This window comes from Methylosinus sp. Sm6, assembly GCF_019802345.1.
Lineage (GTDB): Bacteria > Pseudomonadota > Alphaproteobacteria > Rhizobiales > Beijerinckiaceae > Methylosinus.
Genome location: NZ_JAINDZ010000014.1, coordinates 64321 through 90253, shown reverse-complemented (window position 1 = coordinate 90253; position 25933 = coordinate 64321). Strand labels below are relative to the sequence as shown.

The following is a 25933-nucleotide window of genomic DNA, read 5'->3' as shown; positions in this document are numbered from 1 at the left end:
CGGTGAACGACGATGTCGACCCCCTTCAAGACCTATTATTTCGAAGACCTCAGCCTGGGGATGCGCGAGACCTTGATGAAGGCGGTGATGGACGACGACGTCATCGCCTTCGCCGATCTCTCCGGCGACCGCAATCCGATTCATCTCTCCGACCACTTCGCCAGCAAGACGCGCTTCGGCGAGCGCATCGTTCACGGCCTCTACACGGCTTCGCTGATCTCCACCGTGATCGGCATGTATCTGCCCGGCCCCGGCGCGGTCTATCTGTCGCAGACGCTGAATTTCCGCGCTCCGGTGAAGATCGGCGACGTGATCCATGTGGTGGTCGAGATCGTCGAGCTGATCGAGAAGGGCCGCCGCGCGCGGCTGCATTGCGAATGCCTCGTCGACGGCAAGGTGGTGCTGGACGGCGAAGCCTGGGTCATGGTGCCGAGCCGCGAGCAGGCGACCCGCGCCGCGCAGCTCGCCAAGCCGGCGGCGCCCGTCTAGTTGGCTTGCGTCATCGCGCCCCGTTCGATTTGCCAAGGTCGTCGGACCTGTGTAGTCTCGTCACGCTGTGCATGAACAGCCCGCGGCGGAACCAGACCTTCTATGAATAAGGACCTTTTTCCTCTCTACGCCGCCGGTTCCGGGCGCCTGCCTTTCCGTGCGTTCTGGAAGAGAAAGCTTCGTCCCGGGGGCGAGATCAACGAATGGATCGAGAGAAATATTCGCGCGAGGATCCGCCGCGTCAAGCAGCGCCACGCCGAGCGCGCTCTCGAGGACGCCGACACGACGCGCTACCTGCGTGAAAGCTTTTGCGAAAAGCCCTTCCGCAAGCTCGAGTCGACCCCGAGCGGGCTCGCCTATGTCTGCTGCCCCGCATGGCTGCCGACGCCGATCGGCGATCTGAAGTCCGGAGCGGAGAAAGTCTGGTTCGGACGAACGGCGCGCGCCCTGCGCAAATCGATCACCGACGGCTCCTTTCGTTATTGCAGCCGCGTGAAATGCGCCGATATCGCCAATCGCAAGCTGATCAGTCGCGAGTCGCCCGAGGCGAAGGCGATCATCGCCGAATTCGAGAGCGCGACGCCGCCCCTGCCGAAGACGTTGTTTCTCTCGCATGATCGCTCCTGCAACCTGACCTGCCCGTCCTGCCGCACGCACAGCATCGTCTCCGACAAGGCCGAGCAGGCGCGGCTCGACGAGATGACGGAGCGCGTTCTGGTCCCGCTGCTGCGCGCCGCCGACCGCGTCCTCGTCACCGGCTCGGGCGATCCCTTCTTCAGCAATCATTTCCGCCGCCTGATCAAAAGGATCGACGGCGAGGACTTCCGCAATCTGCGCATCGATCTGCACACCAACGCCCAATTGTTCGACGAGCGCGGCTGGAACGATCTCCGGCTGCGCGGCCGGGTTCGCCAGGTGGAGATCTCGATCGACGCCGCCACTCCCGAGACCTACGCCATCGTCCGGCGCGACGGCTCGTTCGAGCGGCTTCTCGACAATCTGGCCTTCATCAAGGGCCTGCGGGACTCGGGCGAGATCGAGATCTTGTATTTCTCCATGGTCGTCCAGCGTCGGAACTTCCGCGAGATGCCGGATTTCGTCCGCCTCGCGCGGCGCTTTTCGGCCGACTGGGCGTCCTTCAACATGATCTGGAACTGGGGCACCTTCACTCCGGAAGAATTCGAACGCGAATATGTCGGCGCCGCCTCTCATCCGGATTTCGAGGAGCTGAGAAAAGTGCTGCAGGATCCGCTGCTGCAGCCGCCCTATGCGCAGCTCGGCAGCGTTCCCGGCCACGTCGAGCGCGCCCTGCGGGGAGAGGCTCCGATCGAGGCCTGACGTCGCCGGCGCGCCGGGCCGAAGCTCCGATTCGGCCGTGGCCCGCCTCTGAGTGGGCGACGCTCGCGCTCTCCGGCGCCCGAAGAGCGCGCCGCTCCACGGCGGCAAAACGCCGCCGAGCCGGCTCGGCGGCGATATTCCAGGCGATTCCCTGACCATCTTGCTTGCCAGCGGCGAGCCGATTTGATAGACGGGCCGCCTGCCGACGCTAGAGCGTCGGCGACTGCGGTCGTGGCGGAATTGGTAGACGCGCTAGCTTGAGGTGCTAGTTGGGCAACCAGTGGAGGTTCGAGTCCTCTCGACCGCACCATAGCTGAGAGGCAATCCAAGGCTTCCCGTGCTGCAACGGGAGTCCGGGAGGGACGAAAGCATTTCGCGCCGCTTCCCAAGCCGGCCGCCCTCCTGTATGAGATGCCGCACTGCAACACAGCCGCGGTCCGCGCCGCGCCCCTTAAAGGAGCGCCGCGCCGTGGCTCGTCCGCGAAACGATCGGCCCTTTCCATGAAGCTGCGCAACATCGCCATCATCGCCCACGTCGACCACGGCAAGACGACGCTCGTCGACCGTCTGCTCCAGCAGTCGGGCGCCTTTCGTGAGAATCAGCGCGTCGCCGAGCGGGTGATGGACAGCAACGACCTCGAGAAAGAGCGCGGCATCACCATCATGGCCAAGGCGACGTCGATCGCCTGGAAAGACACGCGCATCAATATCGTCGACACGCCCGGCCACGCCGATTTCGGCGGCGAGGTGGAGCGCATCCTCTCCATGGTGGACGGCGCCATCGTGCTGGTCGACGCGGCCGAGGGCCCCATGCCGCAGACCAAATTCGTGGTCGGCAAGGCGCTGAAGATCGGCCTGAAGCCGATCGTCGCCATCAACAAGGTCGACAAGCCCGACGCCCGCATCACCGAAGTGGTGAACGAGGTGTTCGATCTCTTCGCCGCGCTCGACGCGACCGACGAGCAATTGGACTTCCCGATCATCTACGGCTCGGCCAAGCAGGGCTGGATGGCCGAGGAGCCTACCGGTCCGCAGGACGGCATGGGGCCGCTGTTCGATCTCGTCCTCGAGCATGTGCCCGAGCCTCGAATCGAGGAGGGCGGCTTCCGCATGCTCGGCACGCTGCTCGAGGCCAATCCTTACCTCGGCCGCATCATCACCGGCCGCGTGTTCTCCGGCAGCGTGAAGCCCAATCAGGCGGTGAAGGTGCTGGACCGCACGGGCAAGATCGTCGAGCAGGGCCGCGTCTCCAAGATTCTCGCCTTCCGCGGCATCGAGCGCCAGCCGATCGACGAGGCCGAGGCGGGCGACATCGTCGCCATTGCGGGCCTGGAAAAATTCAACGTCGCCGACACGCTCTGCGCGCTCGAGGTGGCGGAGCCGCTGCAGGCGCAGCCGATCGACCCGCCGACGCTGTCCATGACCTTCCTCGTCAATGATTCGCCGCTCGCCGGCACCGAGGGCGACAAGGTCACGAGCCGCATGATCCGCGCCCGCCTGTTCAAGGAGGCGGAGGGCAATGTCGCGCTGCGCGTGGAGGATTCGCCCGGCGGCGAGTCCTTCATCGTCTCCGGCCGCGGCGAATTGCAGCTCGCCATTCTGATCGAGACCATGCGCCGCGAGGGCTTCGAGCTCGGCGTCTCGCGTCCCAAGGTCGTGTTCCAGAAGGACGAGGCCGGCGAGGTGCTGGAGCCGATCGAGGAGGTGGTGATCGACGTCGACGAGGAGCATTCCGGCGTCGTCGTGCAGAAAATGTCCGAGCGCAAGGCCGAGATGATCGAGATGCGCCCCTCGGGCGGCAATCGCCTGCGTCTCGTGTTCCATGCGCCGACGCGCGGCCTCATCGGCTATCAGGGCGAGTTGCTGACCGACACGCGCGGCACGGCGATCATGAACCGGCTGTTCCACGAATATGCGCCGCACAAGGGCGAGATCACTGGCCGCCGCAATGGCGTGCTGATCTCCAATGAGCAGGGCGAGGCCGTCGCCTACGCCATGTGGAAGCTCGAGGATCGCGGCCCGATGATGATCGAGCCGGGCTGGAAGGTCTATCGCGGCATGATCGTCGGCGAGCACACGCGCGACAACGACCTCGAGATCAATGTCCTGAAGGGCAAGCAGCTGACCAACATCCGCGCCGCCGGCAAGGACGAGGCGGTGCGCCTGACGCCCCCGATCAAGATGACGCTGGAGAAGGCGCTCGCCTATATCGAGGACGACGAGCTCGTCGAGGTGACGCCGAAGTCGATCCGGCTGCGCAAGACCTTCCTCGATCCGAACGAGCGCAAGCGCGCGCGCGGCAAATCGGCCGCGGTGGCGTAATCTCTGTGTTCTTCCTTCTCCCGCAGGGCGGGAGAAGGAAGACCGTCGTCGTTCCTCCGAGATCACGCCGCGAGCGGAATCCGACATCCCGCGAGCGCGCGCAAAAATCCCTCCATCCAATGATAGGCGTCGTGCTTGCGCACGCGCGCGAGCAATGCCGCGTGGCGCTCCTTGCGTTCGTCGCGCGGCATCACGATCGCCTTCTGCATCGCATGGGCGACCTCGTCCGCGTCATATGGGTTGACGATCAGCGCCTCCTGCAGATCCTCCGCCGCGCCGGCGAAGCGCGAGAGCACCAGCACGCCGGGGCTGTCCGCATCCTGCGCGACGACATATTCCTTCGCCACCAGATTCATGCCGTCGCGCAAGGGCGTCACCAGCCCGACCTGGCTGCCGCGATAGAGCGCCGCCAAAGTCTCGCGATCGACGCGGCGGTGCAGATAGCGCACCGGGGTCCAGTCGAAATCGCCGAACTGCCCATTGATCTCGCCCGACAGCGCCTCGAGCTCATGGCGAATATCGGCATAGGCCTGCACATCCTCGCGCGTCGGCGGCGCGATCTGCATCAAGGTCACCGCCTTGCAATTCTGCGGATAGAGCTCGAGCAGGCGCTTGAAGGAGCGCAGCCGATCGGGCAGCCCCTTGGTATAATCGAGACGATCGACGCCGATCACGTTTATGCGTGGTTCGCCGGCGCGATGCAGGCGCTGGATGCGCTTGGTCGCGCTGGGGCTTTCCGCCATCGCGGCGAAGGCGTCGACATCGATGCCGACCGGGAACACCGAGGCCGTCACCGTTCGCGCGCCGACGCGCAGCACATCCGGCGCGATCATCTCGCCGCCCATGAAGTCGCACATGAAGCGGCAGAAATTCGCCTGGTCGGTCTTCGTCTGAAAGCCGACGAGATCATAATCGACGAGCGCCGACATGAGCCATTCGTGCTCCGGCATCGCGACCAGCACGTCCGGCGGCGGAAACGGAATATGCAGAAAGAAGCCGATGCGATTGCGCACGCCGCGCGCGCGCAGGCCCGCGCCGAGCGGGATGAGATGATAGTCGTGCGCCCAGACGAGATCATTCGCCCTCAGCATCGGCGCCAGCGTCTCGGCGAAACGGTCGTTGACGCGGCGATAGCCGTCGATCGCCTCCTGCGTGAAGCGCGCGAGATCGAGCCGGTAATGATGCACGGGCCAGAGCGCGGCATTGGCGAAGCCGAGATAGTAATCGCGATAGTCGCGTTCGGTGAGCGGCGTCGTCGCAAAGGTCAGGTCGTCGAATTTGACCCGCGTCGTCCCGAGCAACGCGTCATCGTCGACGATCTCGCCGTTCCAGCCGAACCACAGGCCCCCGCGCTTGCGCAGAGCGTCGAGTATGCACACGGCGAGCCCGCCGAGCGCTTGGGCGCAGCCGGGATCGGCCACGCGATTGGAGACGACGACGAGGCGTTTCATATGGCCTTCTCCCAGGAGCGCGACAGACGCATCGCGCAATTGATGATTCCCACCATGGAATAGGTCTGCGGATAGTTCCCCCAGGCTTCGCCGGTCTCGACGTCTATGTCTTCGGACATCAGGCCGAGGCGGTTGCGCTGCGCGAGCAGCGCCTCGAAATAGTCGCGCGCCTCCTCGCGGCGCCCCATCCGCGCCAGCACGTCGATCCGCCAGAATGAGCAAGTCGTGAAGGCGGTCTTTGGTTCACCGAAATCATCGGCCGCCTCGTAGCGCATCATATGCGGGCCGCGGCCGAGCACGGCCTCGACCTGCCGCAAGGTGGAAAGCATGCGCGGATCGTCGGGCGCGAGGAAGCCGACCTCCGCCATCAGCAGAACGCCGGCGTCGAGATGCTCGCCGTCGAGCGATTCGACGAAGGCTTCGCGTTTCGGCGACCAGGCTCGCTCGAGAATGACCTTCTCGATCTTCTCGGCCTCGACGCGCCAATCGCGGGCGCGCTCCGGCTCGCCGATGTGATCGGCGATGCGCGCGAGACGATCCGCCGCCGCCCAGCACATGAGGCTGGACGTCGTATGGATGCGCGCGCGCGAGCGCAGCTCCCACATGCCGGCGTCCGGCTTGTCGTAGCAGGTGAGCGCCTGCCGGCCCATATCCTCGAGCCGAAGGAAATCCATGCGCGTCGGCGGCGAAAGCAGGCGCTTGTCGAGAAAGGCCTGGGCGACGCCGAGGACCACATTGCCGTAGGAATCGTGCTGCAAATGCTGATAGGCCTGATTGCCGACGCGAACCGGGCCCATGCCGCGATAGCCGGGCAAGCTCGTGACGATGCGCTCGGGGAGCTCCGCTTCGAGCCCGACGCCATAGACCGGCTGGATATGCGAGCCCGTCGCCGAGGCGACGATATTCATCAGCCAGTCGAAGTAATCCTCCATCTTATGCATCGCCGCGAGGCGGTTGAGCGCGCGCACGACGAAATAGGCGTCGCGCACCCAGCAATAGCGATAATCCCAATTGCGCTGCGTGCCCGGTGCTTCGGGAATGCTCGTCGTCAGCGCCGCGACGATGGCGCCGGTCGTCTCATAGGTGCAGAGCTTCAGCGTGATCGCCGCGCGTATGACCGCGCTCTGCCATTCGAAGGGAATGGCGAGGCGATGCACCCAATGGCGCCAGTAATCGCGCGTGCGCTCCTCGAAGGAGCGCGCCGTCTGCGCAATGCCTTCGCTCAACGTCTCGTCCGGGCCGAGCACGAAATCGACCGGACGGCTCAAATTGAACAAGATCTCGTCGCGCACATAATCGATCGGCGCATTGGTGGTGAGACGCAGGATCGTATGCGGGCCGACATAGCGGATGTGGTGCGAGCCGAAGGTGAGGCTCGGAACCGTCGAGCCATAATCGAAGCGCGGCCGCGCGCGAATGCGGATGCGCGGCGTGCCGGAGATGGGCGTGAGCCGTCGCACGATCATCTGCGGATGATACAGCCGGTCGCGCCAGAAGAAGCGCGGCGCGAAATCGGTGACGCGCACCGAGCCCTGCTTGCCGTGCAGCACCGTTTCCAGAATGGCGGTGTTGCCGCAATATTTCTGCTCGCTGTGAACGCGGTCCTCGAGCTCCACGGCGAAGAAGCCGCCGTCCTCCAGCTCCTTCGGCGCGCCGAGCAGGCTGTGGAACACCGGATCGCCGTCGTATCGCGGCAGGCAGCACCAGACGATGCTGGCGTCGCGATCGATCAGCGCGCCGAAGGTGCAATTGCCGATGACGCCGAGCTCGAGATCGGTGCGCGAGCTGCTCATTCGACACGCTCCTCCCTGCCGACGCGCGCGAGCTCTGCGAGCCATTGGTGCAGCTCGCGAAGCGTCGGCGCCCGATAGCGCGCCAGCGTCGTCGCGCAGGCGCCCACTTTGATCGACACGCCGCCACGCGCATTGACGATGGCGAAGCCGACCTCGTCGGTCGAGTCGTCGCCGGCGAAGACCGGACGACGTCCAGCGAATGGCGCCTCCTTCAAAAACGCCTCGATGACGTCGCCCTTGTCGGCGCCCTCGGTTCGGAGCTCATAGACCATCTTTCCCGGCAGCAGCTCTATATCGTTGCGACCGCGCACGACGGTTTCGGCGATCTCGCGGCAACGCTTCTGACAGTCGGGCCGCAGGCGATAATGCAGCGCCGCGGCGCCGGTCTTCGCCTCGACAATGAGACCGGGCTCCTCGCCGACAGCGGCGCGCAAAGCCGCGATGATCGGCGCAATGTCGACCGGCTCGACCGCCGCGCTGTGCAGCGTCCCGGCGGCGTCGCGCCGCTGCAACCCATGCACTCCGGCCACCGGCAGCACGAGCGGATGGAGCAGCCGGTCGACGACGGCTATATCTCTACCCGATATGATGGCGAGAGCGTGGCCGCAGCTCTCCTGCAGCGCGTCGAGCAGCGCGATCGTCGCCGGCTCCACCACGACCGCCTCCGGCCGCTCCGCCAATTCGGCGAGCGTGCCATCGAGATCGAGAAACACCGCAGAACGGCCGATCTCTCTTACATCCGGCAACATGTAAAGCTCTGACCTCCGCCTCAGTCAGCGTGGACCCGAACCCGAAAGACCAAAGCAGCGCGTCGCGCGCGATGGGCGCGCTCGCCGTCGTGACGGATGATCGGGAACGGCGCCGCCCGCGCCGAAGCGCGTGTTTGCGCCCTCGCTTGCGAAGACAACTATGGACGATCACGCAGTTTTCAATAAGCATTGTGCAAGGGCGTCGCGATCGGCGCCGGGGAGTCGACAGCATGACGGAACCAGAGCCGTTTCGCGCCCCCTATCATCCCGCGGACGAGGACATCGCCGCGCATCTGCTCGCCGCCCCGCGTGAGACGGAGCAGGAGGCGCGCGCCGACGCTCTCGCGCGCCGATTGCTCGCCGCCATTCGCGCGCCGCGCGCGCGAGGCGGCGTCGACAGCCTGCTGCAGGAATATTCCCTCTCGACGCGCGAAGGCGTCGCGCTCATGGCGCTGGCCGAATCTTTGCTGCGCGTGCCCGACGACGCGACGCTCGACCGGCTCATCGTCGACAAGCTCGCGGCGGGCGCCTTCGATCGCCATGCGCCGGCCTCCGACGCTCTTCTCATCCAGGCCTGCGCCTTTGCGCTCGGCGTGTCGACGCGTCTGTTCGCGCCGAGCGAGACGCCGCGCGGCGTCGTCGCCGACCTCGCGCGCCGTCTCGGCGCGCCGGCGCTGCGCGCGGCGGCGCGCCAGGCGATGAAAATAATGGGCGGCCATTTCGTGCTCGGCGAGACGATCGAGGAGGCGCTCGCGCAAGCCGCGACCGGCGAGGCGCGCCGCTGGCGCTATTCCTTCGACATGCTGGGCGAAGGTGCGCGCACGATGCGCGACGCCGAGCGCTATTGCGACGCCTATGCTCACGCCATCGAGATGGTCGCGCGCGGCCGCGGCGCCTCCTGCGTCGAGCGTCCCGGCGTTTCGGTCAAGCTCTCGGCGCTGCACCCGCGCTATGAGCCCATGTCGCGCGAGCGCGTCCTCGCCGAGCTGGCGCCGCGCCTGCTCGAGCTCGCGCGCCTCGCCAAGGCGCGCGACATCTCTCTCACCGTCGATGCCGAAGAAGCCGACCGGCTCGAGCTTTCGCTCGATGTGATCGGCAAGGTCGTCGCGGATCCGTCTCTCGCCGGCTGGGACGGCTTCGGCCTCGCCGTGCAGGCCTATCAGAAGCGCGCCGCCGCGGTCATCGATCACGTCGCGGCGCTCGCCGAGACCCACGGCCGGCGCTTCATGCTGCGCCTCGTCAAAGGCGCCTATTGGGATACGGAAATAAAGCGCGCGCAGGAGCGCGGCCTCGCCGATTATCCGGTGTTCACGCGCAAGGCGATGACCGATCTGAACTACATCGCCTGCGCTGATCGTCTGCTCGCCGCCCCGCGCCTGTTCCCGCAATTCGCGACGCATAACGCGCTCACCGTGGCCATGATCGTGGAACGCGCCGGCGATGGCGCGCAATATGAGTTTCAGCGTCTGCACGGCATGGGCGAGGAGCTCTACGACGCGCTGCTCGAGGAGAGGCGAGGCGTCGCCTGCCGGCTGTATGCGCCGGTCGGGCCGCATCGCGACCTGCTCGCCTATCTCGTGCGGCGCCTCATCGAGAACGGCGCCAATTCCTCCTTCGTCGCCCGCGCCGCCGACGCGGCCACGCCGGAGAGCGAATTGCTGCGCTCGCCCGCCGCTATCATCGGCGACGCCGCTCATGCGCGCCACTCGCATCTGCCGCGTCCGCCTGCGCTGTTTGCACCGCGAAAAAATTCGAGAGGCGTCGAATTCGGCGACCGCGCCGCGCTCGCGTCTCTGCTGGGCGAGATCGAAGCCGCGCGCGGGCGCGTCCTGGCGACGCCCTCGACCGGCGCGCGCGCCGCCGCGCGCGACTGCGTCTCGCCGATCGACGGCGCGTGCATCGGCCGCGTCGTCGAGGCGGACGACCGCACCGCCCGCGCGGCGATGGCGGCGGCGGCGCATGCCTTTCCCGCTTGGGAGCGCGCTTCGGTCGAGACGCGCGCGTCCATCCTGGAGCGGGCCGCCGACCTCGTCGAGGCGCGGCGCGGCGCGCTCATCGCGCTGCTGCAGGACGAAGGCGGCAAGACGCTCGACGACGCGCTGGCCGAAGCGCGCGAAGCCGCCGACCTCTGCCGCTATTATGCCGGCGAGGCGCGCGAGCTCTGCCGGGAGCAGACATTGCCCGGTCCGACGGGCGAGGACAACCGGCTGCTCCGGCGCGGGCGCGGCGTCTTCGTCTGCATCTCTCCGTGGAATTTTCCGCTCGCCATATTTCTCGGGCAGATCGCCGCCGCGCTCGTTGCCGGCAACAGCGTCGCAGCCAAGCCGGCCGAGCAGACGCCGCTCGTCGCGCATGAGGCGGTCGCGCTGTTGCATGACGCAGGCGTTCCGCGCGAAGCCCTGCAATTCGTTCCCGGCGACGGCGCCATCGGCGCCGCGCTCGTCGCCGACGCGCATACGGCGGGCGTCGTCTTCACCGGCTCGACACAGGCCGCGCGCGCCATTCATCGCGCGCTCGCCGCCTCCGACGGTCCCATAGTCCCCCTCATCGCCGAAACCGGCGGCGTCAATGCGATGATCGTCGACTCGACGGCTCTGCTCGAGCAGGTCGTCGACGATGTTCTCGTCTCGGCATTCCGCTCCGCCGGCCAGCGCTGCTCCGCGCTGCGCCTGCTCTGCTTGCAGGACGAGATTTTCGAGAACGCGCTCGCCATGCTGATCGGCGCGGCGCGCGAGCTTCGCCTCGGCGATCCGCGCGCGCTCGCGACGCATATCGGACCGGTGATCGACGCCGAAGCGAAAGCGTCGCTGGAAACCTATCTATCGGATTGTCGCGCCGAAGGTCGCGTGCTCTATTCCGGCGAGGCGCCGCACGGCGGCAGCTTCGTCGCCCCGCACATCGTTCGGCTGGAGCGCGCCGGAGATTTGCGCGAAGAAATTTTCGGTCCCGTGCTGCATGTCGCGCGCTGGCGCGCCGAGGAGAACGGCTTCGCGCTGCTCGTGCAGGAGATCGCCGCTTCCGGCTTCGGCCTCACAATGGGCCTGCATTCACGCATCGAAGCGCGCGTTCGCGAATTGGCCGAGCTGACGCCGGCCGGAAATCTCTACGTCAATCGCAACATCATCGGCGCTATTGTCGGCAGCCAGCCTTTCGGCGGCTGGCGCGATAGCGGCACCGGCCCCAAGGCCGGCGGGCCGGACTATCTGCGCCGCTTTCTGCGCGAGGAGACGGTCACGGTCAACACGGCCTCGTTCGGCGGCGACGCGCGGCTGCTGTCGATGAAGGAATAGGGCTCGGCGCCCTTGAAACATCGAGAGCGGGCCATAGCTGTTGCTCGAGCAGCGCGTCGCCATTTTGGAAGAAGGCTCGCTCGGGCGCGAGGCGCGACACGCGGCCGGAGCATCTAGCCCATGCGCCACTGGATTCCCTCGCTCGATTTCGCGCTCGGCGTGACGTGCGACATGCTGCGCGATCAGGTCGAAGCCTTCGCCGCGCGCGAGATCGCCCCGCGTGCGTCGGAGATCGATCGCGACAACGCGTTTCCCGCCGATCTCTGGCCGAAGATGGGCGCGCTCGGCGTGCTCGGCGTCACCGTCGACGAGGAGTATGGCGGCGCCGGCCTCGGCTATCTCGAGCATGTCGTGGCGATGGAGGAGCTGAGCCGCGCCTCCGCCTCCATCGGCCTCTCCTATGGCGCGCATTCCAATCTCTGCGTCAACCAGCTTCGCCGCAACGCCAGCCAGGAGCAGAAGCGGCGCTATCTGCCCGCGCTCGTCTCCGGCGAGCATGTCGGAGCGCTGGCGATGTCGGAGCCGGGCGCCGGCTCCGATGTCGTGAACATGTCCATGCGCGCGGAGAAGCGCGGCGACCGCTATATTCTGAATGGCGAAAAGATGTGGGTGACGAATGGTCCGATTGCCGATGTCGTCATCGTCTATGCGAAGACGGAGCCGGCGGCCGGCGCGCATGGCATCACCGCCTTCATCGTCGAGAAGCGCTTCAAAGGCGTCTCCACCGCGCAAAAGCTCGACAAGCTCGGCATGCGCGGCTCCGACACTTGCGAGCTTTTGTTCGCCGATTGCGAGGTGCCGGAGGAGAATGTGCTCGGACTCCCCGAGCGCGGCGTCAATGTGCTGATGAGCGGCCTCGACTATGAGCGCTGCGTGCTCGCCGGCGGGCCGATCGGCATCATGCGCGCCTGTCTCGACATCGTCGTCCCCTATGTGCACGACCGCAAGCAATTCGGCCAGCCGATCGGCGAGTTCCAGATCATGCAGGCCAAGCTCGCCGACATGTACACGACGGTGAACGCCGCGCGCGCCTATGTCTATGCAGTGGCCAAAGCCTGCGATCGCGGCCGCACCACGCGCAAGGACGCCGCCGGCGCCATTCTCTTTTCCGCCGAGCACGCGACGCGCATGGCGCTCGAGGCCATCCAATGCCTCGGCGGCAATGGCTATATGAATGATTATCCGACCGGCCGGCTGCTGCGCGACGCCAAGCTCTATGAGATCGGCGCCGGCACCAGCGAAATCCGCCGCATGCTGATCGGACGCGAGCTGTTCACCGAGACCGCCGCCTGACGATTGCCCGAGGCGTCGCGAGGTCGCCATGGCTGTTCTCGAGACGCGATTGGATACGGGCTCCGCCGAATTCGCAGCCAATGCGCAGGCGATGCGCACGCTCGTCGCCGATCTGCGCGCCAAGACTGCGCGCATTCATGACGGCGGCGGCGGCGCGGCGCGCGAGCGGCATATCGCGCGCGGCAAGCTGCCGGCGCGCGAGCGCGTCGACCTTCTGCTCGATCCTCTGTCGCCCTTCCTCGAGATCGGCCAATTCGCCGCCTTCGATCTCTATGGCGGCGAGGTTCCCTGCGCCGGAGTCGTCGCCGGAATCGGCCGCGTGCAGGGGCGGACCTGCATGATCGTCGCCAATGATGCGACGGTGAAGGGCGGAACCTATTTTCCGCTCACCGTGAAGAAACATTTGCGCGCGCAAGAGATCGCGCTCGAGAATCGTCTTCCTTGCATTTATCTCGTCGATTCGGGCGGCGCGCATCTGCCGAGCCAGGACGAGGTGTTTCCGGATCGCGACCACTTCGGGCGCATCTTCTTTAATCAGGCGCAAATGTCGGCGCGGGGCATTGCGCAGATCGCGGTGGTGATGGGCTCCTGCACCGCCGGCGGCGCCTATGTCCCGGCGATGGCCGACGAGACGATCATCGTGCGCGACACGGGGACCATCTTTCTCGCCGGCCCGCCATTGGTGCGCGCCGCGACCGGCGAAGTGGTGAGCGCGCAGGACCTCGGCGGCGCGATCGTGCACACGCGCCAATCCGGCGTCGCCGATCATTTCGCCGAGAGCGACGCCCATGCGCTCGCGCTCGCCCGCTCGATCGTCGCCAATCTCGGCGCGGCGCCGACCCCGTCCCTGTCGATGCGCGCGCCGGCTCCGCCGAAATACGACCCGGAAGAACTCTATGGCGTCACGCCCGCCGAGCCGCGCCGCCAATATGACGCGCGCGAGCTGCTGGCGCGATTGATCGACGCCGGAGAGTTCGACGAATTCAAGCGCGACTATGGGGACACGCTGGTCGCGGGCTTCGCGCATATCTGCGGCTTCGCGGTCGGCGTGCTGGCCAATAATGGCGTGCTGTTCGGCGAAAGCGCGCTCAAGGGCGCGCATTTCATCGAGCTCTGCGCGCAGCGCGGCGCGCCGCTGCTCTTTTTGCAGAATGTCACCGGCTTCATGGTCGGCCGCGACTACGAGGCGCGCGGCATCGCCAAGGACGGCGCCAAGATGGTGACGGCCGTCGCCACCGCCGCCGTGCCGAAGATCACGGTGATCGTCGGCGGCAGCTTCGGCGCCGGCAATTATGCGATGTGCGGCCGTGCATATGGGCCGCGCTTTCTGTGGAGCTGGCCCAATGCGCGTATTTCCGTGATGGGCGGCGAGCAGGCCGCGGACGTGCTGACGCGCGTGCGCGCCGAGAGCGACGCCGCCAAGGGCCGCGCGCGAAGCGCGGACGAGCAGGACGCCTATCGCGCGCAGATACGCGAGCAATATGAGCGGCAGGGCCATCCCTATCATGCGAGCGCGCGGCTGTGGGACGATGGCGTCATCGATCCGGTCGACACCCGCCGCGTGGTTGCGCTCTGCCTCGCGGCGGCGTCCAATGCGCCGATCGAAGAGACGCGCTTCGGTCTCTTCCGCATGTGAGGCGCCATGTCCATTCTTCTCGAATCCTCCACTCTTCTCGAATCCATCGACGCGCGAGGCGTCGCCAGAGTGACCTTCAATCGGCCCGAGCGTCGCAATGCGCTGGACCCCGCGCTCGTCGCCGAGACGATAGGCGCGCTGCGTCGGCTCGAAGCGCGCGAGGACGTTCGCGTCGTGCTGCTCGCCGGCGCCGGCGGCAGCTTCTGCGCCGGGGGCGACATCGAATCGATGAAGCGCATGGCGGCGGAGAGCTTCGAGGAGAATGAGCGCGACGCGCTTCTGCTGTCCGAGCTGATGCAAACGCTCGATCGGCTCGCCAAGCCGACGCTCGCGCTGGTGCGCGGAGCCGTCTATGGCGGCGGCGTCGGACTCGTCTCCTGTTGCGATATCGTTGTCGCGGCCGATACGGCGAGCTTCTGCCTCAGCGAGGTGAAGATCGGGCTGACACCCTCTGTGATCGGCCCTTACGTCCATCGCGCGATAGGCCCGCGCCAAGCGAGGCGCTATTTTCTGACCGCCGAGGTCATCACCGCGATCCGCGCGCGCGAGATCGGGCTCGCGCATGAGGTGGCGCAGGAGCAGGAGCTCGACGCGGTCTGCGCGCGAATCGTCGATGCATTGCTGGCCGCCGCGCCCGGCGCGCTGCGGGAAGCGAAAGAGTCGTGCTTTTTGTTCGCGCAGCGCGTGCTCGACGAGGAGTTGAGCAGGGAAACGGCGCAGCGGATCGCCGGGCGCCGAATATCGCAGGAAGGTCGCGAGGGCTTCACCGCTTTTCTCGAGAAGCGTCCGCCTGCCTGGCGAACCGATACGAAAGGGCGAGATGTTCCGTAGGCTGCTGATCGCCAATCGCGGAGAAATCGCCTGCCGCATCATCGCGACGGCGAAACGTCTCGGCGTCGCGACGGTCGCCGTCTATTCCGACGCCGACGCCCATGCGCTGCATGTCGAGCGCGCCGATGAGGCCTATCCGCTCGGCGCGGCGCCTGCGCGCGAGAGCTATCTCTCGATCGAGAAGATCCTCGCCGTCGCCCGCGCGGCAAAGGTCGAGGCGGTGCATCCGGGCTATGGATTTCTCTCCGAGAACGCCGATTTCGCCGAACGCTGCGCGGCGGAGGGACTCGTCTTTATCGGCCCGTCCGCGCGCGCGATGCGGTTCATGGGGTCGAAGTCGGAGGCGAAGGCGCTGATGGAGCAGGCCGGCGTCCCCGTCGTTCCGGGCTATCACGGCGCTCAGGACATGGAGACATTGACGCGCGCCGCAGAGCGCATCGGCTATCCGCTTCTCGTGAAGGCGTCGGCCGGCGGCGGCGGCAAGGGCATGCGCGTCGTGGCGCACGCCGACGCGCTGCGCGATGCCATCGAGAGCGCGAAGCGCGAAGCGCTATCGTCCTTCGGCGATGACCGCGTTCTGCTCGAGAAGCGGCTGGAGCGGCCGCGCCATATAGAGGCGCAAATCTTCGGCGATTCACATGGCGATTGCGTCGCCTTCGCCGCGCGTGACTGCTCGATCCAGCGTCGTCACCAGAAGATCATCGAGGAGACGCCGGCGCCGCTGCTGCCTCGCACGCTCGACGAAAGCCTGCGCGAGGCGGCGCTGACCGCAGCGCGGGCCGCCGGCTATGTCGGCGCCGGCACGGTCGAGTTTCTGGTCGAAAAGGACGAGTTCTTTTTTCTAGAGATGAACACGCGGCTGCAGGTCGAGCATCCGATCACCGAGATGATCGCGCGCGAGGACCTCGTCGAATGGCAATTGCGCGTCGCCGCGGGCGAGCCCCTGCCGAAGACGCAGGGCGAGATCGAGACGCGCGGGTCTGCGATCGAGGCGCGGGTCTATGCGGAGCAGCCGGCTCGAGACTTCTTGCCCTCGACAGGACGGCTCGACTATCTGCGCGAGCCTCGGGCGAGCGCGTCGCTGCGCGTCGAGACCGGCGTGCGCGAGGGCGACGCCATCACGCCCTTCTATGATCCGATGATCGCCAAGATCATCGCTTGGGGCGAGGATCGCGAGGCGGCGCGCGCGCGCCTGCTCGGGGCTTTGCGCGACTATGAGATCATCGGCGTCGAGACGAATTTGCGATTGCTGACGTCGATCCTCGCCAACGCGGAATTCGTCGCTGCGGCGATCGACACGCAATTTCTGCCGCGCCACGGCGAACTTCTCGCAGCGGACGCCGACACGCTCGATGCATCCGATCTGACCTTTATTCTGGCGGCGAGCGCCGCCGCTTGGCTTGCGCGCCTGCGCGCCGCGACAAAGGCGGCGACGCCGTTCGACGATCTCGACGGCTGGCGCATGAATGCGGCGGCCGGATCGAGACTCGCCTTCAGGCCGGACGGCCGCGAGCTCGCGCTCGTCGTGGCGCCTCTCGATGCGACGCGCTTCCGGCTCGATATGGCGGGGTCCTCGCATAGGGTCGAGACCGAAGCAAATGGACCGCGCATGAGCCTGCGCGTCGACGGCGTCCGACGTTCGCTGGTCATCGTCCCTGATGAGAGCGGCTTCGTCGTCGCGCTCGGCGCGGCGCAGCGCAGGCTGGAGCTCGTCGACCCGCTCGCGGCGCCGAGCCGCGCCGCAAACGCTGTCGACACGCTCTCGGCGCCGCTGCCGGCGCGCGTGACGCAGGTGCTCGCCACGGCGGGCGAAGACGTGCGGAAAGGCGCGCCGCTCGTCATGCTCGAGGCGATGAAGATGGAGATCGCGCTCGCGGCGCCGCGCGATGCGCGCATCGCCGAGATTCACGCCGCGATCGGCGACATGGTGAAACAGGGCGAGACGCTCGTCGTCTTCGCCGAGGGAGCGGCCGCATGAATTTGCCTCAGCGCGTGCGCATCGTCGAGGTCGGCCCGCGCGACGGGCTGCAGAACGAAACCGCCATCATATCGGTCACGACCAAGGCGGAGCTGATCGAGCGGCTCGCAGCGGCGGGCCTATGGGAAATCGAAGCGGGCAGCTTCGTCTCGCATGTGCGCGTGCCGCAAATGGCGACGACGAGGCGGGTTATCGAGGAGCTCGAGCCGTCATTGCGCGAGCGCCTCGACGTGCTCACGCCCAATTTGCGCGGGCTCGAGGAGGCGATCACCTGCGGCGTCGGCGGCGTCGCCGTCTTTGCGGCGGCGTCTCGAAGCTTCTCGCTCGCCAATATCGGCTGCACGGTGGAAGAAAGCCTCGATCGCTTCGCGCCGGTCGTCGAAGCGGCGCTGAGCGCCGGCCTGCGCGTGCGCGGCTATATCTCCTGCGCGCTCGGATGTCCTTACGAAGGCGACGTCGCGCCGCGCAGAGTGGCCGCTCTCGCGCGCGATCTCGCCGCGCTCGGCTGCGAGGAAATCTCGCTCGGCGACACGATCGGCGTCGGCGCGCCGATTGCGGCGCGGCGGCTCGTCGAGGAAGTCGCGCGCGACGTGCCGCTCCGCCGTCTCGCCGTGCATTTCCACGACACCTACGGCCAGGCGCTCGCCAATATTTTCGCTTGCCTCGAGCTCGGCGTCGACGTGGTCGACAGCTCGATCGCGGGTCTCGGCGGCTGTCCATTCGCGCCGGGCGCGACGGGAAATGTCGCGACGGAAGATGTGGTCTATATGCTGGAGCGGTCCGGAGTCGAGACGGGCGTCGATCTTACCGCCGCGATCGCGGCGGGAGACTTCATATCCGAGCGGCTCGGACGCGCCAATCGAGCCAAGACGGCGCGCGCGCTGCAGGCGAGGCGCCAGCGGGAGGACGGCGCCGCATGAGCAACATCATCGTCTCCCGCAGGCGGCGCACGGGCTCGATCTCGCTCGATCGTCCCGCGGCGCTCAACGCGCTCACGCTGGAGATGGTGCGCGAGCTTACGCGCGCGCTGGACGAGTTCGGCGCCGATCGCGACATTGTCGCGGTGATCGTGACGGGAGAAGGCGGGCGCGCCTTCTGCGCCGGCGGCGACATTCGCGCGTTGTATGAGCTGCCGCCGCAACAGCGCGGCCGCTACGCGACATTCTGGCGCGAGGAATATGAGCTCGACGCGCGCATCGCGTCGTTTCCGAAACCCTATGTCGCGCTGATGGACGGCATTGTCATGGGCGGCGGCGTCGGGCTCGGCTCCCATGGCGGTTATCGGGTCGTCACCGAGCGAACACGGCTCGCAATGCCCGAGACCGGCATCGGCTTCATTCCCGATGTCGGCGGCACATGGCTGCTGACGCGCAATGGCGGCGTCGGTCTCTATATGGCGCTTTCGGGCGAGAGCGTCGGCCCGCAGGACGCCATCAGCGCCGGCCTCGCCGACGTGCTCGTCGACTCGGCGGCGCTGCCGGAGATTCTTCGCGAGCTGCGCGAGGCGGCGACGATGGACGATATTCGTCCGCTGCTCGCGCGCTTCGCCCGGCATTCGGGGCTCGGGCCGCTGGCGCAGCACGAGTCGCTGCTGCGTCGAGCGATGGCGAAGGAAAGTGTCGGCGAGACGATTGAGACGCTCCGCTCCGAAGGCTCGGAATTCGCGCGCAAGGCTGCGGAGACGATCGCCTCACGATCGCCGACGAGCCTGAAGCTGACATCCTTGCTGCTGAAGCGCGCCGCCGACGCCGACCGCCTCGAGGACTGCCTGCTCGATGAATATCGCGCGGCCTGCAATCTTCTGAGATCGCATGATCTCTATGAAGGCATACGCGCCGCCGTGATCGACAAGGATCGCAAGCCGCTCTGGTCGCCGGCGACGCTCGAGCAGGTGGACGACGACTCCATCGGCGCTCTGCTCGCGAGCGGCGGCGAGCCGGAGCCGAATTTCAGGGCCTGGACATGAGCAATAGCGATCCGATCGTCATCGTCGGCGCGGCGCGCACGCCGATCGGCGCGCTGCTCGGCGAGCTGAAAGGCGCGACCGCGCCGCAGCTCGGCGCGACGGCGATCCGCGCCGCTGTGGCGCGCAGCAGGCTCCCGGCGGAGCGCGTCGACGAGGCGCTGATGGGCTGCGTGCTCTCGGCCGGATTGGGGCAGGCGCCCGCGCGTCAGGCCGCGCTCGGCGCGGGGCTTCCCGATGCAGTCGCATGCGCCACCATCAACAAGATGTGCGGCTCCGGCATGGAGACGATCATGCTCGCGCATGATCAATTGCGCGCAGGATCGGCCGACGCGATCGTCGCTGGCGGCATGGAGAGCATGAGCAATGCGCCTTATCTGCTCGGCCGCGCCCGCGCCGGCTATCGGATGGGCCATGGCCGGTTGATCGATCATATGTTCCTCGACGGTCTGGAGGACGCCTATGACGAGGGCAAGCCCATGGGCGCCTTCGCCGAGGATTGCGCGACGGCGCTCCAATTCACGCGCCGGATGCAGGATGACTATGCCGAGCGATCGCTGCGGCGCGCGCAGCAGGCGGTGGAGGGGGGCGTTTTCGACTGGGAGACGACGCCGATCGAAGCGCGCGACGGCAAGACGACGACGAGCGTCACGCGGGACGAGCTGCCAAGGAAGGCGAAGCTCGACTCCATCGCATCCTTGAAGCCGGCCTTTCGCGAGGGCGGCACGGTGACGGCGGCCAATTCCAGCGCGATCTCCGATGGCGCGGCCGCGCTCGTGCTGATGCGTCGCGGCGACGCCGAGCGCGCCGGGCTGACGCCGCTCGCGATCATGCACGCTCATGCGACTCATGCCGGGCCTCCGCATCTCTATCCGACCGCGCCCATCGGCGCCATTCGCAAGCTCGCGGAGCGAATCGACTGGCCGCTCGACAGCGTCGATCTCTTCGAGATCAACGAGGCTTTCGCCGTCGTCGTGATGGCGGCGATGCGCGAGCTGCGGCTGCCGTCGGAAAAAGTCAATGTGCATGGCGGCGCCTGCGCGCTCGGCCATCCCATCGGCGCCTCCGGCGCCCGCATCGTCGTGACGCTGCTGGCGGCGCTGCGCAAATATGATCTGCGCCGCGGCGTCGCGGCGCTCTGCATCGGCGGCGGGGAGGCCACGGCGGTGGCGATCGAGACGATCGTCTGAGCCCACGGCCACGCTGGCGCTCGTTTTGCGACTCACGTAACATGCCCTTGAACCCAAGGGCTTTCAGATGCGGAATTTCGAACTCGGCCGGGTCGCGGCGGGCCTGCTGCGTCCCTATTTGCCTCTCGCGCTCTCGGCCATGGCGCTCGGCGCGCTCGGCAGCCTCGCCACGGTCGGCAGTCTCGCGCTGATCGACGACGCGCTGAAGAATGGCCCCTCGCCCTGGAACGCGCTCGGATTCGTTCTGCTCTGTCCGCTCATGATCGCCGTCCAGATCGGCTCCTTTCGCGCGAACAGCTGGATCGTGCAGAGCGTGATGGCCGATTTGCGCAAATCGATCGTCGAAGACATTTTGAAGGCGCCGATCGCGGTTCTGGAGCGGATGCAGAAGCACCGCATGATCGTCGCCCTCAATCACGACGTCGAGCAACTGACCAACTTCATACGCGGATTGCCCTATCTGCTCGTCTCCATTCTTACCGCCACGGGATGCGCGGCCTATCTCTTCTATATTTCCTGGCGGCTCGCCGGCGCGGCGGCGCTCGCCGGCGCTTTTCGCATCTCTCTCGTCCGGCGCCTGCTCCATTCGGCCTATGCGCTGTTCTTCGCCGAGCGCGAGGCGCGCGAGGGCCTGCAGAGGGATTTCGACCTGCTGGTCGAAGGCTGCAAGGAGCTGCGGCTCCATCAGCCTCGCCGCGCGCGCTTTCGCGAGAAGCGGCTGCTCGCGAAGATCGACGAAATTCGCGAGCTCACGCATCGCAACTTCACCAAATTCACCGCGATCGAAGCGCTCGAATCGGGCTCGGCCTTCATCGTTATCGGCGTGCTGCTCGCCACGCAGCAGGCTCTGGGCGAGCCGAAGGAGACGCTCGGCGCCTTCGTCGTGGCGATGCTGTTTCTGCGCGAGCCGGTCAATTACATCGTCGGCTATATTCCGATGTTCGGACGCGCGGAGACGTCGTTCCGCCAGATCGCGAAGCTGCGCGACGAGCTCGCCAATGCGGAGAGCTGGGCGCGCGGCGACGTCGGCGCGGCGGATTTCTCCACGATCGAGCTTCGCGGCGTGAGCTATGTCTATTCCTCCGAGGAGGAGACGGCGCCCTTCGCGCTGGGGCCGATCGATCTCGAGGTGCGACGCGGCGAAACCCTGTTCGTCGTGGGCGAGAACGGCAGCGGCAAGACGACGCTGATCAAGCTGCTGCTCGGCCTCTATGCGCCGACCTCCGGCGAAATCCTCATCGACGGCGCGCCGGTCGGCGACGCCGATCGCGACGATTATCGCCAGCGCTTCTCAGCGGTGTTCTTCGACTATTGCCTGTTCGACGACGTCGCCATGCACGCGGATAATGCGGAGGCGGCGAATGATTATCTCACGCGCATGGAGCTGTCGGCGAAGACGGCGATCGTCGACGGCGTCTTCTCGACCACGGCGCTCTCGGCCGGCCAGCGCAAGCGCCTCGCGCTGGTCTCCGCTTTTGCGGAAGGGCGCCCCGTGATGGTGCTCGACGAATGGGCCGCCGAGCAGGACCCGACCTTTCGCCGCGCTTTCTACAGCGAGATCCTGCCCGATCTGAAGCGCCGCGGAAAGACGCTGATCTGCGTCTCGCATGACGATCGCTATTTCGCCGCGGCGGATCGGGTGATTCATATCATGGAGGGGAAGATCGTTTGACGCTGTCGTCTTCGCCGCGGCGATCAAGGCGCCTCGAGAAGCGAGCCTTCAGGCTCGCTCTTCAAAGACTGCAGATCGGAGAGGGCGCGCCACTCGTCGCCGAAAAATTCAATCGACACTCCAAAAATAATGCCACACGCCGTCCGCCGCTATGGCGAGGCGCGTCACATGCGGGCGCCCTTCCGCGTTCGAGCGTGCGAGATCGGAAAAGCGCACGCAGGACCAGAGCGCGCGCGCCGCATCTTCATCCGCGGGGGGCGCGGGATGGCGCGCATAGGCCGGCCATTCGTAGAGCGTGACCGGTCCGCGCGCGATTCTCACGAAAGGCTGCGCCAGCACGGCGCTCGCGAGCGCGAGGCTCTCGCGTCCCTTGCGATCGAAGGACAGCGCCTTCAGCGTTTCGATCGGATCGGCAGGCGCGCCGCCGCGCTGAAACATCGGGCGCAATTCGTTCCAGTCGATCGGAATGCGCAGCGCTTCGATGTCGCCTGTCTCGCAGGCCGCGAGAATTTTTTCGCGCATCGCGCGCGTCGCGGCGGACAACAGGGAGAGGTCCGTCAGAGTATCGGAAACGGCTTCGGCCGCAGGCGTCTTGCGCGCGCGCGTCACGCGCTCAGTGCCGCGCGCCGGTCGAGAATTCGCCGTTGCGCAGGCGCTTCGGCAGGCGTTCGACGAACATGGCCACTTCCTCCTCGCCATAGGTCGAGACGAGTTCGTGCAGCGCGGCCGAAAGCGCGGCATGGGCGAAGGAATCGCTTTCGATCCCCGCCAGCATCGCCTCGGCGAAGGCTTCGGCGACATAAGAGAGGGCCGCCTGCCGCTGGTCGTAGCCGCCGGCGTCGTCGACTGCGGAGAGGGGAGAGCGCGTCATAAAATCACTTTAGACAAGCGTGAGGAAAGGCGCGAGACGGGTCCTTGCCGGACGGTTAACGGCCTCCGTATGACCACGCATCAGGACGCGCCATAGCGATAGGCGATGTCATGGGCGATTCTGCCGCCCTCGTCGAGATAGCGCGCGATCGCCGAGCGGGCGTTAGCCGTGCAGCTGCGATAGGTCGTCTCATAGCCGTGGAAGCCGCGGTTGAAGGCGCCCGTGAGCTTGGCGCGCCTCTGCCCGGCCTTCGCCTCGGCGTCGAGCAGCGAGGCCATTTTGGCGCGCCACTCCTCGCCGTCGGCGTCTCCGCAAAGGTCGCGCAGAAACGATAGAGCCCCGAGGATTTCGGAGAGTCGCAGCAATTGCGGCTCATAGGGCGGCGGCGGGCCTTCCGGCTGTGGCTGCGGCGCGCCGGCGAGCGCGGGCGGCGGGGCGCCCTTGGCCGCCTTCTTCGCCTTCTTGGCCTTGGGCGGCGCGGCGGCTTTGCGCTCCGCCGGCAGCGCCGGCGCCGCATGCGGCCGCTCCCAGCCGCCGAAGAGATTCGAGAGGAAATCCTGGGCGCGCGCGGGGCCGGCGACGGCGAGGCAGACCGCGAGGACGCAAACAGAAAGGCGCTTCATCTCTCGCTCTCTCGCTTTAGAGCGTGTTCCGATCGAACGGAATCGTTCGATCGATCAGAATTCGCTCGAGCTAAAGAATGCTGGAGCGTCATCCGATCCATTCGGATCGGATGACGCTCTCAAGGATAGAGTCGGTCCTTCGTCCAGCCCGCCTCCGCCCGCGTGAAACGCAGGCGGTCATGCAGGCGAAACGGCCGATCGGCCCAAAATTCGATCGCCTGCGGGACGATGCGGAAGCCGCGCCAATAGGGCGGGCGCGGCACGTCGCCGAAGCCGAAGCGCGCCGCCTCGACCGCCACCGCCTTCTCCAGCGCGAAGCGGCTCTCGAGCGGGCGCGACTGGCGGCTGGCCCAGGCGCCGATGCGGCTGTCGCGCGGGCGGCTGGCGAAATAGGCGTCCGATTCGGCGTCCGCGATGGGCTCCACCGGGCCGCGCAGGCGCACCTGCCGGCGCAGAGATTTCCAGTGAAAAAGCGCGGCCGCCTTCATCGTGGCCGCGAGTTGTCGCCCCTTGGCGCTTTCGGCGTTGGTATAAAAGACGAAGCCCGATTCGGTCCACTCCTTGAGCAGCACCATGCGGGCGTCCGGCATGCCGGTCTCGTCCACTGTCGCGAGCGCCATCGCTTCGGGGTCATTGGGCTCTCGCTCCCTCGCCTCCTCGAGCCAGGCGCGAAACAGCGCAAAAGGCTCGCCCGTATCGGAGAAGTCACCCGGCGTTAACGCTTCCACGACAAAATCCTCAGCTGCCGCCGGGCGACAGGCGCGCGGCGATCCTCGAGCGACAGGTTGGCGCATTGCACATTCGGCGACACATATCTAGCGCCGCCGCGGCCGCTTCTCAAACGTCGATTCGCGCCATTCGCTTCTTCGGGGCGAGCTTGACGGCGCTGTCGCTCGCCTCCTGCTCCTTCGCCATTCCCGGCGGCGAGCCAGCCGCCTGGAGCGGCAATGTGAGCGACGAGGTCACCGGCTCCATTCGCCCCGCGGCGCCGCAGCTCTCCTCGGCGCTGGACCAGGAGGATCGGCGGCGCGCCGATGCGGCGCTGGGCGTCGCGCTCGATCCGCAGGGCGCGGGCGCCAGCGTGAATTGGGACAATCCGCAGACGCAGGCCAAGGGCTCCTTCACCCCCCTCGGCCCGCCTTATCCTTCCGACGGCAGAGTGTGCCGCGCCTTTCGCGCGGAGGTGGAGACGAAAGAGACGCATGAGCGCCTGCAGGGCGCCGCCTGCCGCGAGCGGACGGCGGATTGGGCGCTGATCGAGGTGCGGCCCTGGCGCAAGGCCGGCGTCTGACGAAGGTCACGAAACTGTGACGCATCCTTGCGCCGCGGCCAATCTTCTCCCAAATAGACGAGCAGACACGAGCGTCCGCGCCGCTCTCGTGGCGGACGCACCGATGGGCTTTCCGAGATATGCGCGATCCATATGACGTCCTGGGCGTCGCCAAGACGGCGACCGCGAGCGAGATCAAGAAGGCGTTCCGCCATCTCGCCAAGAAATATCACCCCGACCAGAACAAGAACGACCCCAAGGCCAAGGAGAAATTCGCCGAGGCCAACTCCGCCTACGAGATTCTCGGGGACGAGAAGAAGAAGGCGCAGTTCGACCGCGGCGAGATCGACGCCGAGGGCAAGCCGCGCTTCGAGGGCTTCGGCGCCGGGCCGGGCGGTTTTCCGCGCGGGCAGCGCGGGCCGGGCGGGGCCGAGAATTACGAGTTTCATTTCGGCGGCGGCGGGCCGGGGGCAGCCGGCCAGGGGGCGGGATTCGACCCGTCCGACATTTTCGCCGATCTCTTCGGCGCCGGCGGCCGGCGCGGTCGCGCCCCGCGCCGCGGCGAGGACATCGCGCTGCAGGTGACCGTCTCGCTCCCCGAGGCGGTGAAGGGCGGCCATACGCGCGTGCTGATGCCGAACGGCCGCACGCTCGAGGTGGCGATTCCCGCCGGCCTCGAGGACGGCAAGCAGATCAGGCTGCGCGGCCAGGGCCACGCCGCCCCGCCCGGCGGCGAGCCCGGCGACGCCATCGTCACCGTGAAGGTCGCGGCGCACCCGCTGTTCATGGTCTCCGGCCGCGATCTGAAGCTCGATCTGCCGATCACATTCTACGAGGCCGTGCTCGGCGCCAAGGTCGCCGCGCCGACGCTCGGCGGCAAGGTGGAGCTCACCGTGCCGGCCGGCTCCAATGGCGGCCGCGTGCTGCGGCTGCGCGGCAAGGGCCTGCCGGCGGGCGACGGCAAGGCGGCGGGCGATCTCTATGTGACGCTGAAGATCGTGCTGCCGGACGCCGATCCGGAGCTCGAGGCCTTCGCGCAGAAATGGCGCGGCGGCAAGCCCTATGATCCGCGCAAGGGGATGTGAGCGCGAGAGCGCTTTCTGGAGCATGGCCTGTCGGGGTAACCAGTCCCCTCACCCTGAGGAGCCCGCGCAGCGGGCGTCTCGAAGGGTCA

At 67.1% G+C, this 25933-nt stretch carries 21 protein-coding genes and 1 tRNA gene; 15 read left to right on the top strand and 7 right to left on the bottom strand.

The annotated features are described in order from the left end of the window. The first annotated feature begins 12 nt into the window (after positions 1-12). The 4 genes from K3F48_RS11420 to typA all read left to right on the top strand — a co-directional run bounded on the left by K3F48_RS11420 (position 13) and on the right by typA (position 4149). Positions 13-489, top strand: coding sequence for a MaoC family dehydratase (locus tag K3F48_RS11420; protein WP_003609203.1), 477 nt, complete (start codon positions 13-15; stop codon positions 487-489). A gap of 102 nt (positions 490-591) precedes the next feature. Continuing rightward, positions 592-1827, top strand: a complete 1236-nt coding sequence (locus K3F48_RS11415; protein WP_222575567.1) for a radical SAM/SPASM domain-containing protein — start codon at positions 592-594, stop codon at positions 1825-1827. A 225-nt stretch (positions 1828-2052) separates the two neighbouring features. Next, positions 2053-2137, top strand: a tRNA-Leu gene (locus K3F48_RS11410). Between the two features lie 191 nt (positions 2138-2328). Continuing rightward, positions 2329-4149: a translational GTPase TypA gene (typA, locus tag K3F48_RS11405; protein ID WP_222575566.1), complete on the top strand. Its 1821-nt coding sequence runs from the start codon at positions 2329-2331 to the stop codon at positions 4147-4149. 62 nt (positions 4150-4211) lie between these two features. On the opposite strand, the gene K3F48_RS11400 is transcribed toward typA, so the two are convergent. The 3 genes from K3F48_RS11400 to otsB are packed head-to-tail and all read right to left on the bottom strand — an operon-like array spanning position 4212 to position 8142. Then, entirely contained in the window at positions 4212-5600 is a 1389-nt protein-coding gene (locus K3F48_RS11400; protein ID WP_222575565.1) for a trehalose-6-phosphate synthase, read from the bottom strand. Further along, a complete protein-coding gene (locus tag K3F48_RS11395; RefSeq protein WP_222575564.1) occupies positions 5597-7393 on the bottom strand; it encodes a glycoside hydrolase family 15 protein in 1797 nt (598 codons plus the stop codon). The genes K3F48_RS11400 and K3F48_RS11395 overlap by 4 nt, the downstream gene beginning before the upstream one ends. Further along, on the bottom strand, positions 7390-8142 hold the full coding sequence (otsB, locus tag K3F48_RS11390; protein WP_222575563.1) for a trehalose-phosphatase: 753 nt from the start codon (positions 8140-8142) through the stop codon (positions 7390-7392). Before otsB ends, K3F48_RS11395 begins: the two co-directional genes overlap by 4 nt. Positions 8143-8372: 230 nt before the next feature. On the opposite strand from otsB, the gene putA reads away from it, so the two are divergent. The 9 genes from putA to K3F48_RS11345 all read left to right on the top strand — a co-directional run bounded on the left by putA (position 8373) and on the right by K3F48_RS11345 (position 21995). Beyond that, the gene (gene putA, locus K3F48_RS11385; RefSeq protein WP_222575562.1) at positions 8373-11432 is read left to right on the top strand and encodes a bifunctional proline dehydrogenase/L-glutamate gamma-semialdehyde dehydrogenase PutA; all 3060 of its coding nucleotides are present in this window, start codon (positions 8373-8375) and stop codon (positions 11430-11432) included. Between the two features lie 120 nt (positions 11433-11552). Next, complete coding sequence (locus K3F48_RS11380) at positions 11553-12725, top strand: isovaleryl-CoA dehydrogenase (protein ID WP_222575561.1); 1173 nt, start codon at positions 11553-11555, stop codon at positions 12723-12725. Between the two features lie 28 nt (positions 12726-12753). Beyond that, entirely contained in the window at positions 12754-14361 is a 1608-nt protein-coding gene (locus K3F48_RS11375) for a carboxyl transferase domain-containing protein (RefSeq protein WP_222575560.1), read from the top strand. 6 nt (positions 14362-14367) lie between these two features. Next, the gene (locus tag K3F48_RS11370) at positions 14368-15192 is read left to right on the top strand and encodes an enoyl-CoA hydratase-related protein (RefSeq protein ID WP_222575559.1); all 825 of its coding nucleotides are present in this window, start codon (positions 14368-14370) and stop codon (positions 15190-15192) included. Further along, positions 15182-17170, top strand: a complete 1989-nt coding sequence (locus K3F48_RS11365; protein WP_222575558.1) for a biotin carboxylase N-terminal domain-containing protein — start codon at positions 15182-15184, stop codon at positions 17168-17170. Before K3F48_RS11370 ends, K3F48_RS11365 begins: the two co-directional genes overlap by 11 nt. Further along, a complete protein-coding gene (locus K3F48_RS11360; protein ID WP_222575557.1) occupies positions 17167-18090 on the top strand; it encodes a hydroxymethylglutaryl-CoA lyase in 924 nt (307 codons plus the stop codon). The genes K3F48_RS11365 and K3F48_RS11360 overlap by 4 nt, the downstream gene beginning before the upstream one ends. After that, positions 18087-19136: a 3-hydroxyisobutyryl-CoA hydrolase gene (locus K3F48_RS11355; protein WP_222575556.1), complete on the top strand. Its 1050-nt coding sequence runs from the start codon at positions 18087-18089 to the stop codon at positions 19134-19136. The genes K3F48_RS11360 and K3F48_RS11355 overlap by 4 nt, the downstream gene beginning before the upstream one ends. Next, positions 19133-20323: an acetyl-CoA C-acyltransferase gene (locus K3F48_RS11350; RefSeq protein ID WP_222575555.1), complete on the top strand. Its 1191-nt coding sequence runs from the start codon at positions 19133-19135 to the stop codon at positions 20321-20323. The genes K3F48_RS11355 and K3F48_RS11350 overlap by 4 nt, the downstream gene beginning before the upstream one ends. 67 nt (positions 20324-20390) lie before the next feature. Further along, positions 20391-21995, top strand: a complete 1605-nt coding sequence (locus K3F48_RS11345; RefSeq protein WP_222575554.1) for a cyclic peptide export ABC transporter — start codon at positions 20391-20393, stop codon at positions 21993-21995. Between the two features lie 108 nt (positions 21996-22103). On the opposite strand, the gene K3F48_RS11340 is transcribed toward K3F48_RS11345, so the two are convergent. The 4 genes from K3F48_RS11340 to pdxH form a co-directional block, all read right to left on the bottom strand. After that, a complete protein-coding gene (locus K3F48_RS11340) occupies positions 22104-22604 on the bottom strand; it encodes a hypothetical protein (protein ID WP_222575553.1) in 501 nt (166 codons plus the stop codon). Positions 22605-22608: 4 nt separating this feature from the next. Further along, the gene (locus tag K3F48_RS11335; protein ID WP_222575552.1) at positions 22609-22866 is read right to left on the bottom strand and encodes a hypothetical protein; all 258 of its coding nucleotides are present in this window, start codon (positions 22864-22866) and stop codon (positions 22609-22611) included. Between the two features lie 80 nt (positions 22867-22946). Beyond that, positions 22947-23489 carry a TIGR02301 family protein gene (locus tag K3F48_RS11330; RefSeq protein ID WP_222575551.1) on the bottom strand — a complete coding sequence of 181 codons (543 nt, stop codon included), beginning with the start codon at positions 23487-23489 and terminating at the stop codon, positions 22947-22949. A 119-nt stretch (positions 23490-23608) separates the two neighbouring features. After that, entirely contained in the window at positions 23609-24217 is a 609-nt protein-coding gene (gene pdxH / locus K3F48_RS11325) for a pyridoxamine 5'-phosphate oxidase (RefSeq protein WP_370631404.1), read from the bottom strand. A gap of 149 nt (positions 24218-24366) precedes the next feature. Between pdxH and K3F48_RS11320 the strand changes: the two genes are divergently transcribed. Both K3F48_RS11320 and K3F48_RS11315 read left to right on the top strand, forming a co-directional pair. Then, a complete protein-coding gene (locus K3F48_RS11320; RefSeq protein WP_255608869.1) occupies positions 24367-24780 on the top strand; it encodes an RT0821/Lpp0805 family surface protein in 414 nt (137 codons plus the stop codon). Between the two features lie 119 nt (positions 24781-24899). After that, on the top strand, positions 24900-25844 hold the full coding sequence (locus tag K3F48_RS11315) for a DnaJ C-terminal domain-containing protein (RefSeq protein WP_222575548.1): 945 nt from the start codon (positions 24900-24902) through the stop codon (positions 25842-25844). Positions 25845-25933: the final 89 nt, after the last annotated feature.

Bases quoted from the DNA above. Each gene is read 5' to 3' on its own strand.
- K3F48_RS11420 (WP_003609203.1), top strand. From the start codon at position 13: ATGTCGACCCCCTTCAAGACCTATTATTTCGAAGACCTCAGCCTGGGG.
- K3F48_RS11415 (WP_222575567.1), top strand. From the start codon at position 592: ATGAATAAGGACCTTTTTCCTCTCTACGCCGCCGGTTCCGGGCGCCTG.
- typA (WP_222575566.1), top strand. From the start codon at position 2,329: ATGAAGCTGCGCAACATCGCCATCATCGCCCACGTCGACCACGGCAAG.
- K3F48_RS11400 (WP_222575565.1), bottom strand. From the start codon at position 5,600: ATGAAACGCCTCGTCGTCGTCTCCAATCGCGTGGCCGATCCCGGCTGC.
- K3F48_RS11395 (WP_222575564.1), bottom strand. From the start codon at position 7,393: ATGAGCAGCTCGCGCACCGATCTCGAGCTCGGCGTCATCGGCAATTGC.
- otsB (WP_222575563.1), bottom strand. From the start codon at position 8,142: ATGTTGCCGGATGTAAGAGAGATCGGCCGTTCTGCGGTGTTTCTCGAT.
- putA (WP_222575562.1), top strand. From the start codon at position 8,373: ATGACGGAACCAGAGCCGTTTCGCGCCCCCTATCATCCCGCGGACGAG.
- K3F48_RS11380 (WP_222575561.1), top strand. From the start codon at position 11,553: ATGCGCCACTGGATTCCCTCGCTCGATTTCGCGCTCGGCGTGACGTGC.
- K3F48_RS11375 (WP_222575560.1), top strand. From the start codon at position 12,754: ATGGCTGTTCTCGAGACGCGATTGGATACGGGCTCCGCCGAATTCGCA.
- K3F48_RS11370 (WP_222575559.1), top strand. From the start codon at position 14,368: ATGTCCATTCTTCTCGAATCCTCCACTCTTCTCGAATCCATCGACGCG.
- K3F48_RS11365 (WP_222575558.1), top strand. From the start codon at position 15,182: ATGTTCCGTAGGCTGCTGATCGCCAATCGCGGAGAAATCGCCTGCCGC.
- K3F48_RS11360 (WP_222575557.1), top strand. From the start codon at position 17,167: ATGAATTTGCCTCAGCGCGTGCGCATCGTCGAGGTCGGCCCGCGCGAC.
- K3F48_RS11355 (WP_222575556.1), top strand. From the start codon at position 18,087: ATGAGCAACATCATCGTCTCCCGCAGGCGGCGCACGGGCTCGATCTCG.
- K3F48_RS11350 (WP_222575555.1), top strand. From the start codon at position 19,133: ATGAGCAATAGCGATCCGATCGTCATCGTCGGCGCGGCGCGCACGCCG.
- K3F48_RS11345 (WP_222575554.1), top strand. From the start codon at position 20,391: ATGCGGAATTTCGAACTCGGCCGGGTCGCGGCGGGCCTGCTGCGTCCC.
- K3F48_RS11335 (WP_222575552.1), bottom strand. From the start codon at position 22,866: ATGACGCGCTCTCCCCTCTCCGCAGTCGACGACGCCGGCGGCTACGAC.
- K3F48_RS11330 (WP_222575551.1), bottom strand. From the start codon at position 23,489: ATGAAGCGCCTTTCTGTTTGCGTCCTCGCGGTCTGCCTCGCCGTCGCC.
- K3F48_RS11315 (WP_222575548.1), top strand. From the start codon at position 24,900: ATGCGCGATCCATATGACGTCCTGGGCGTCGCCAAGACGGCGACCGCG.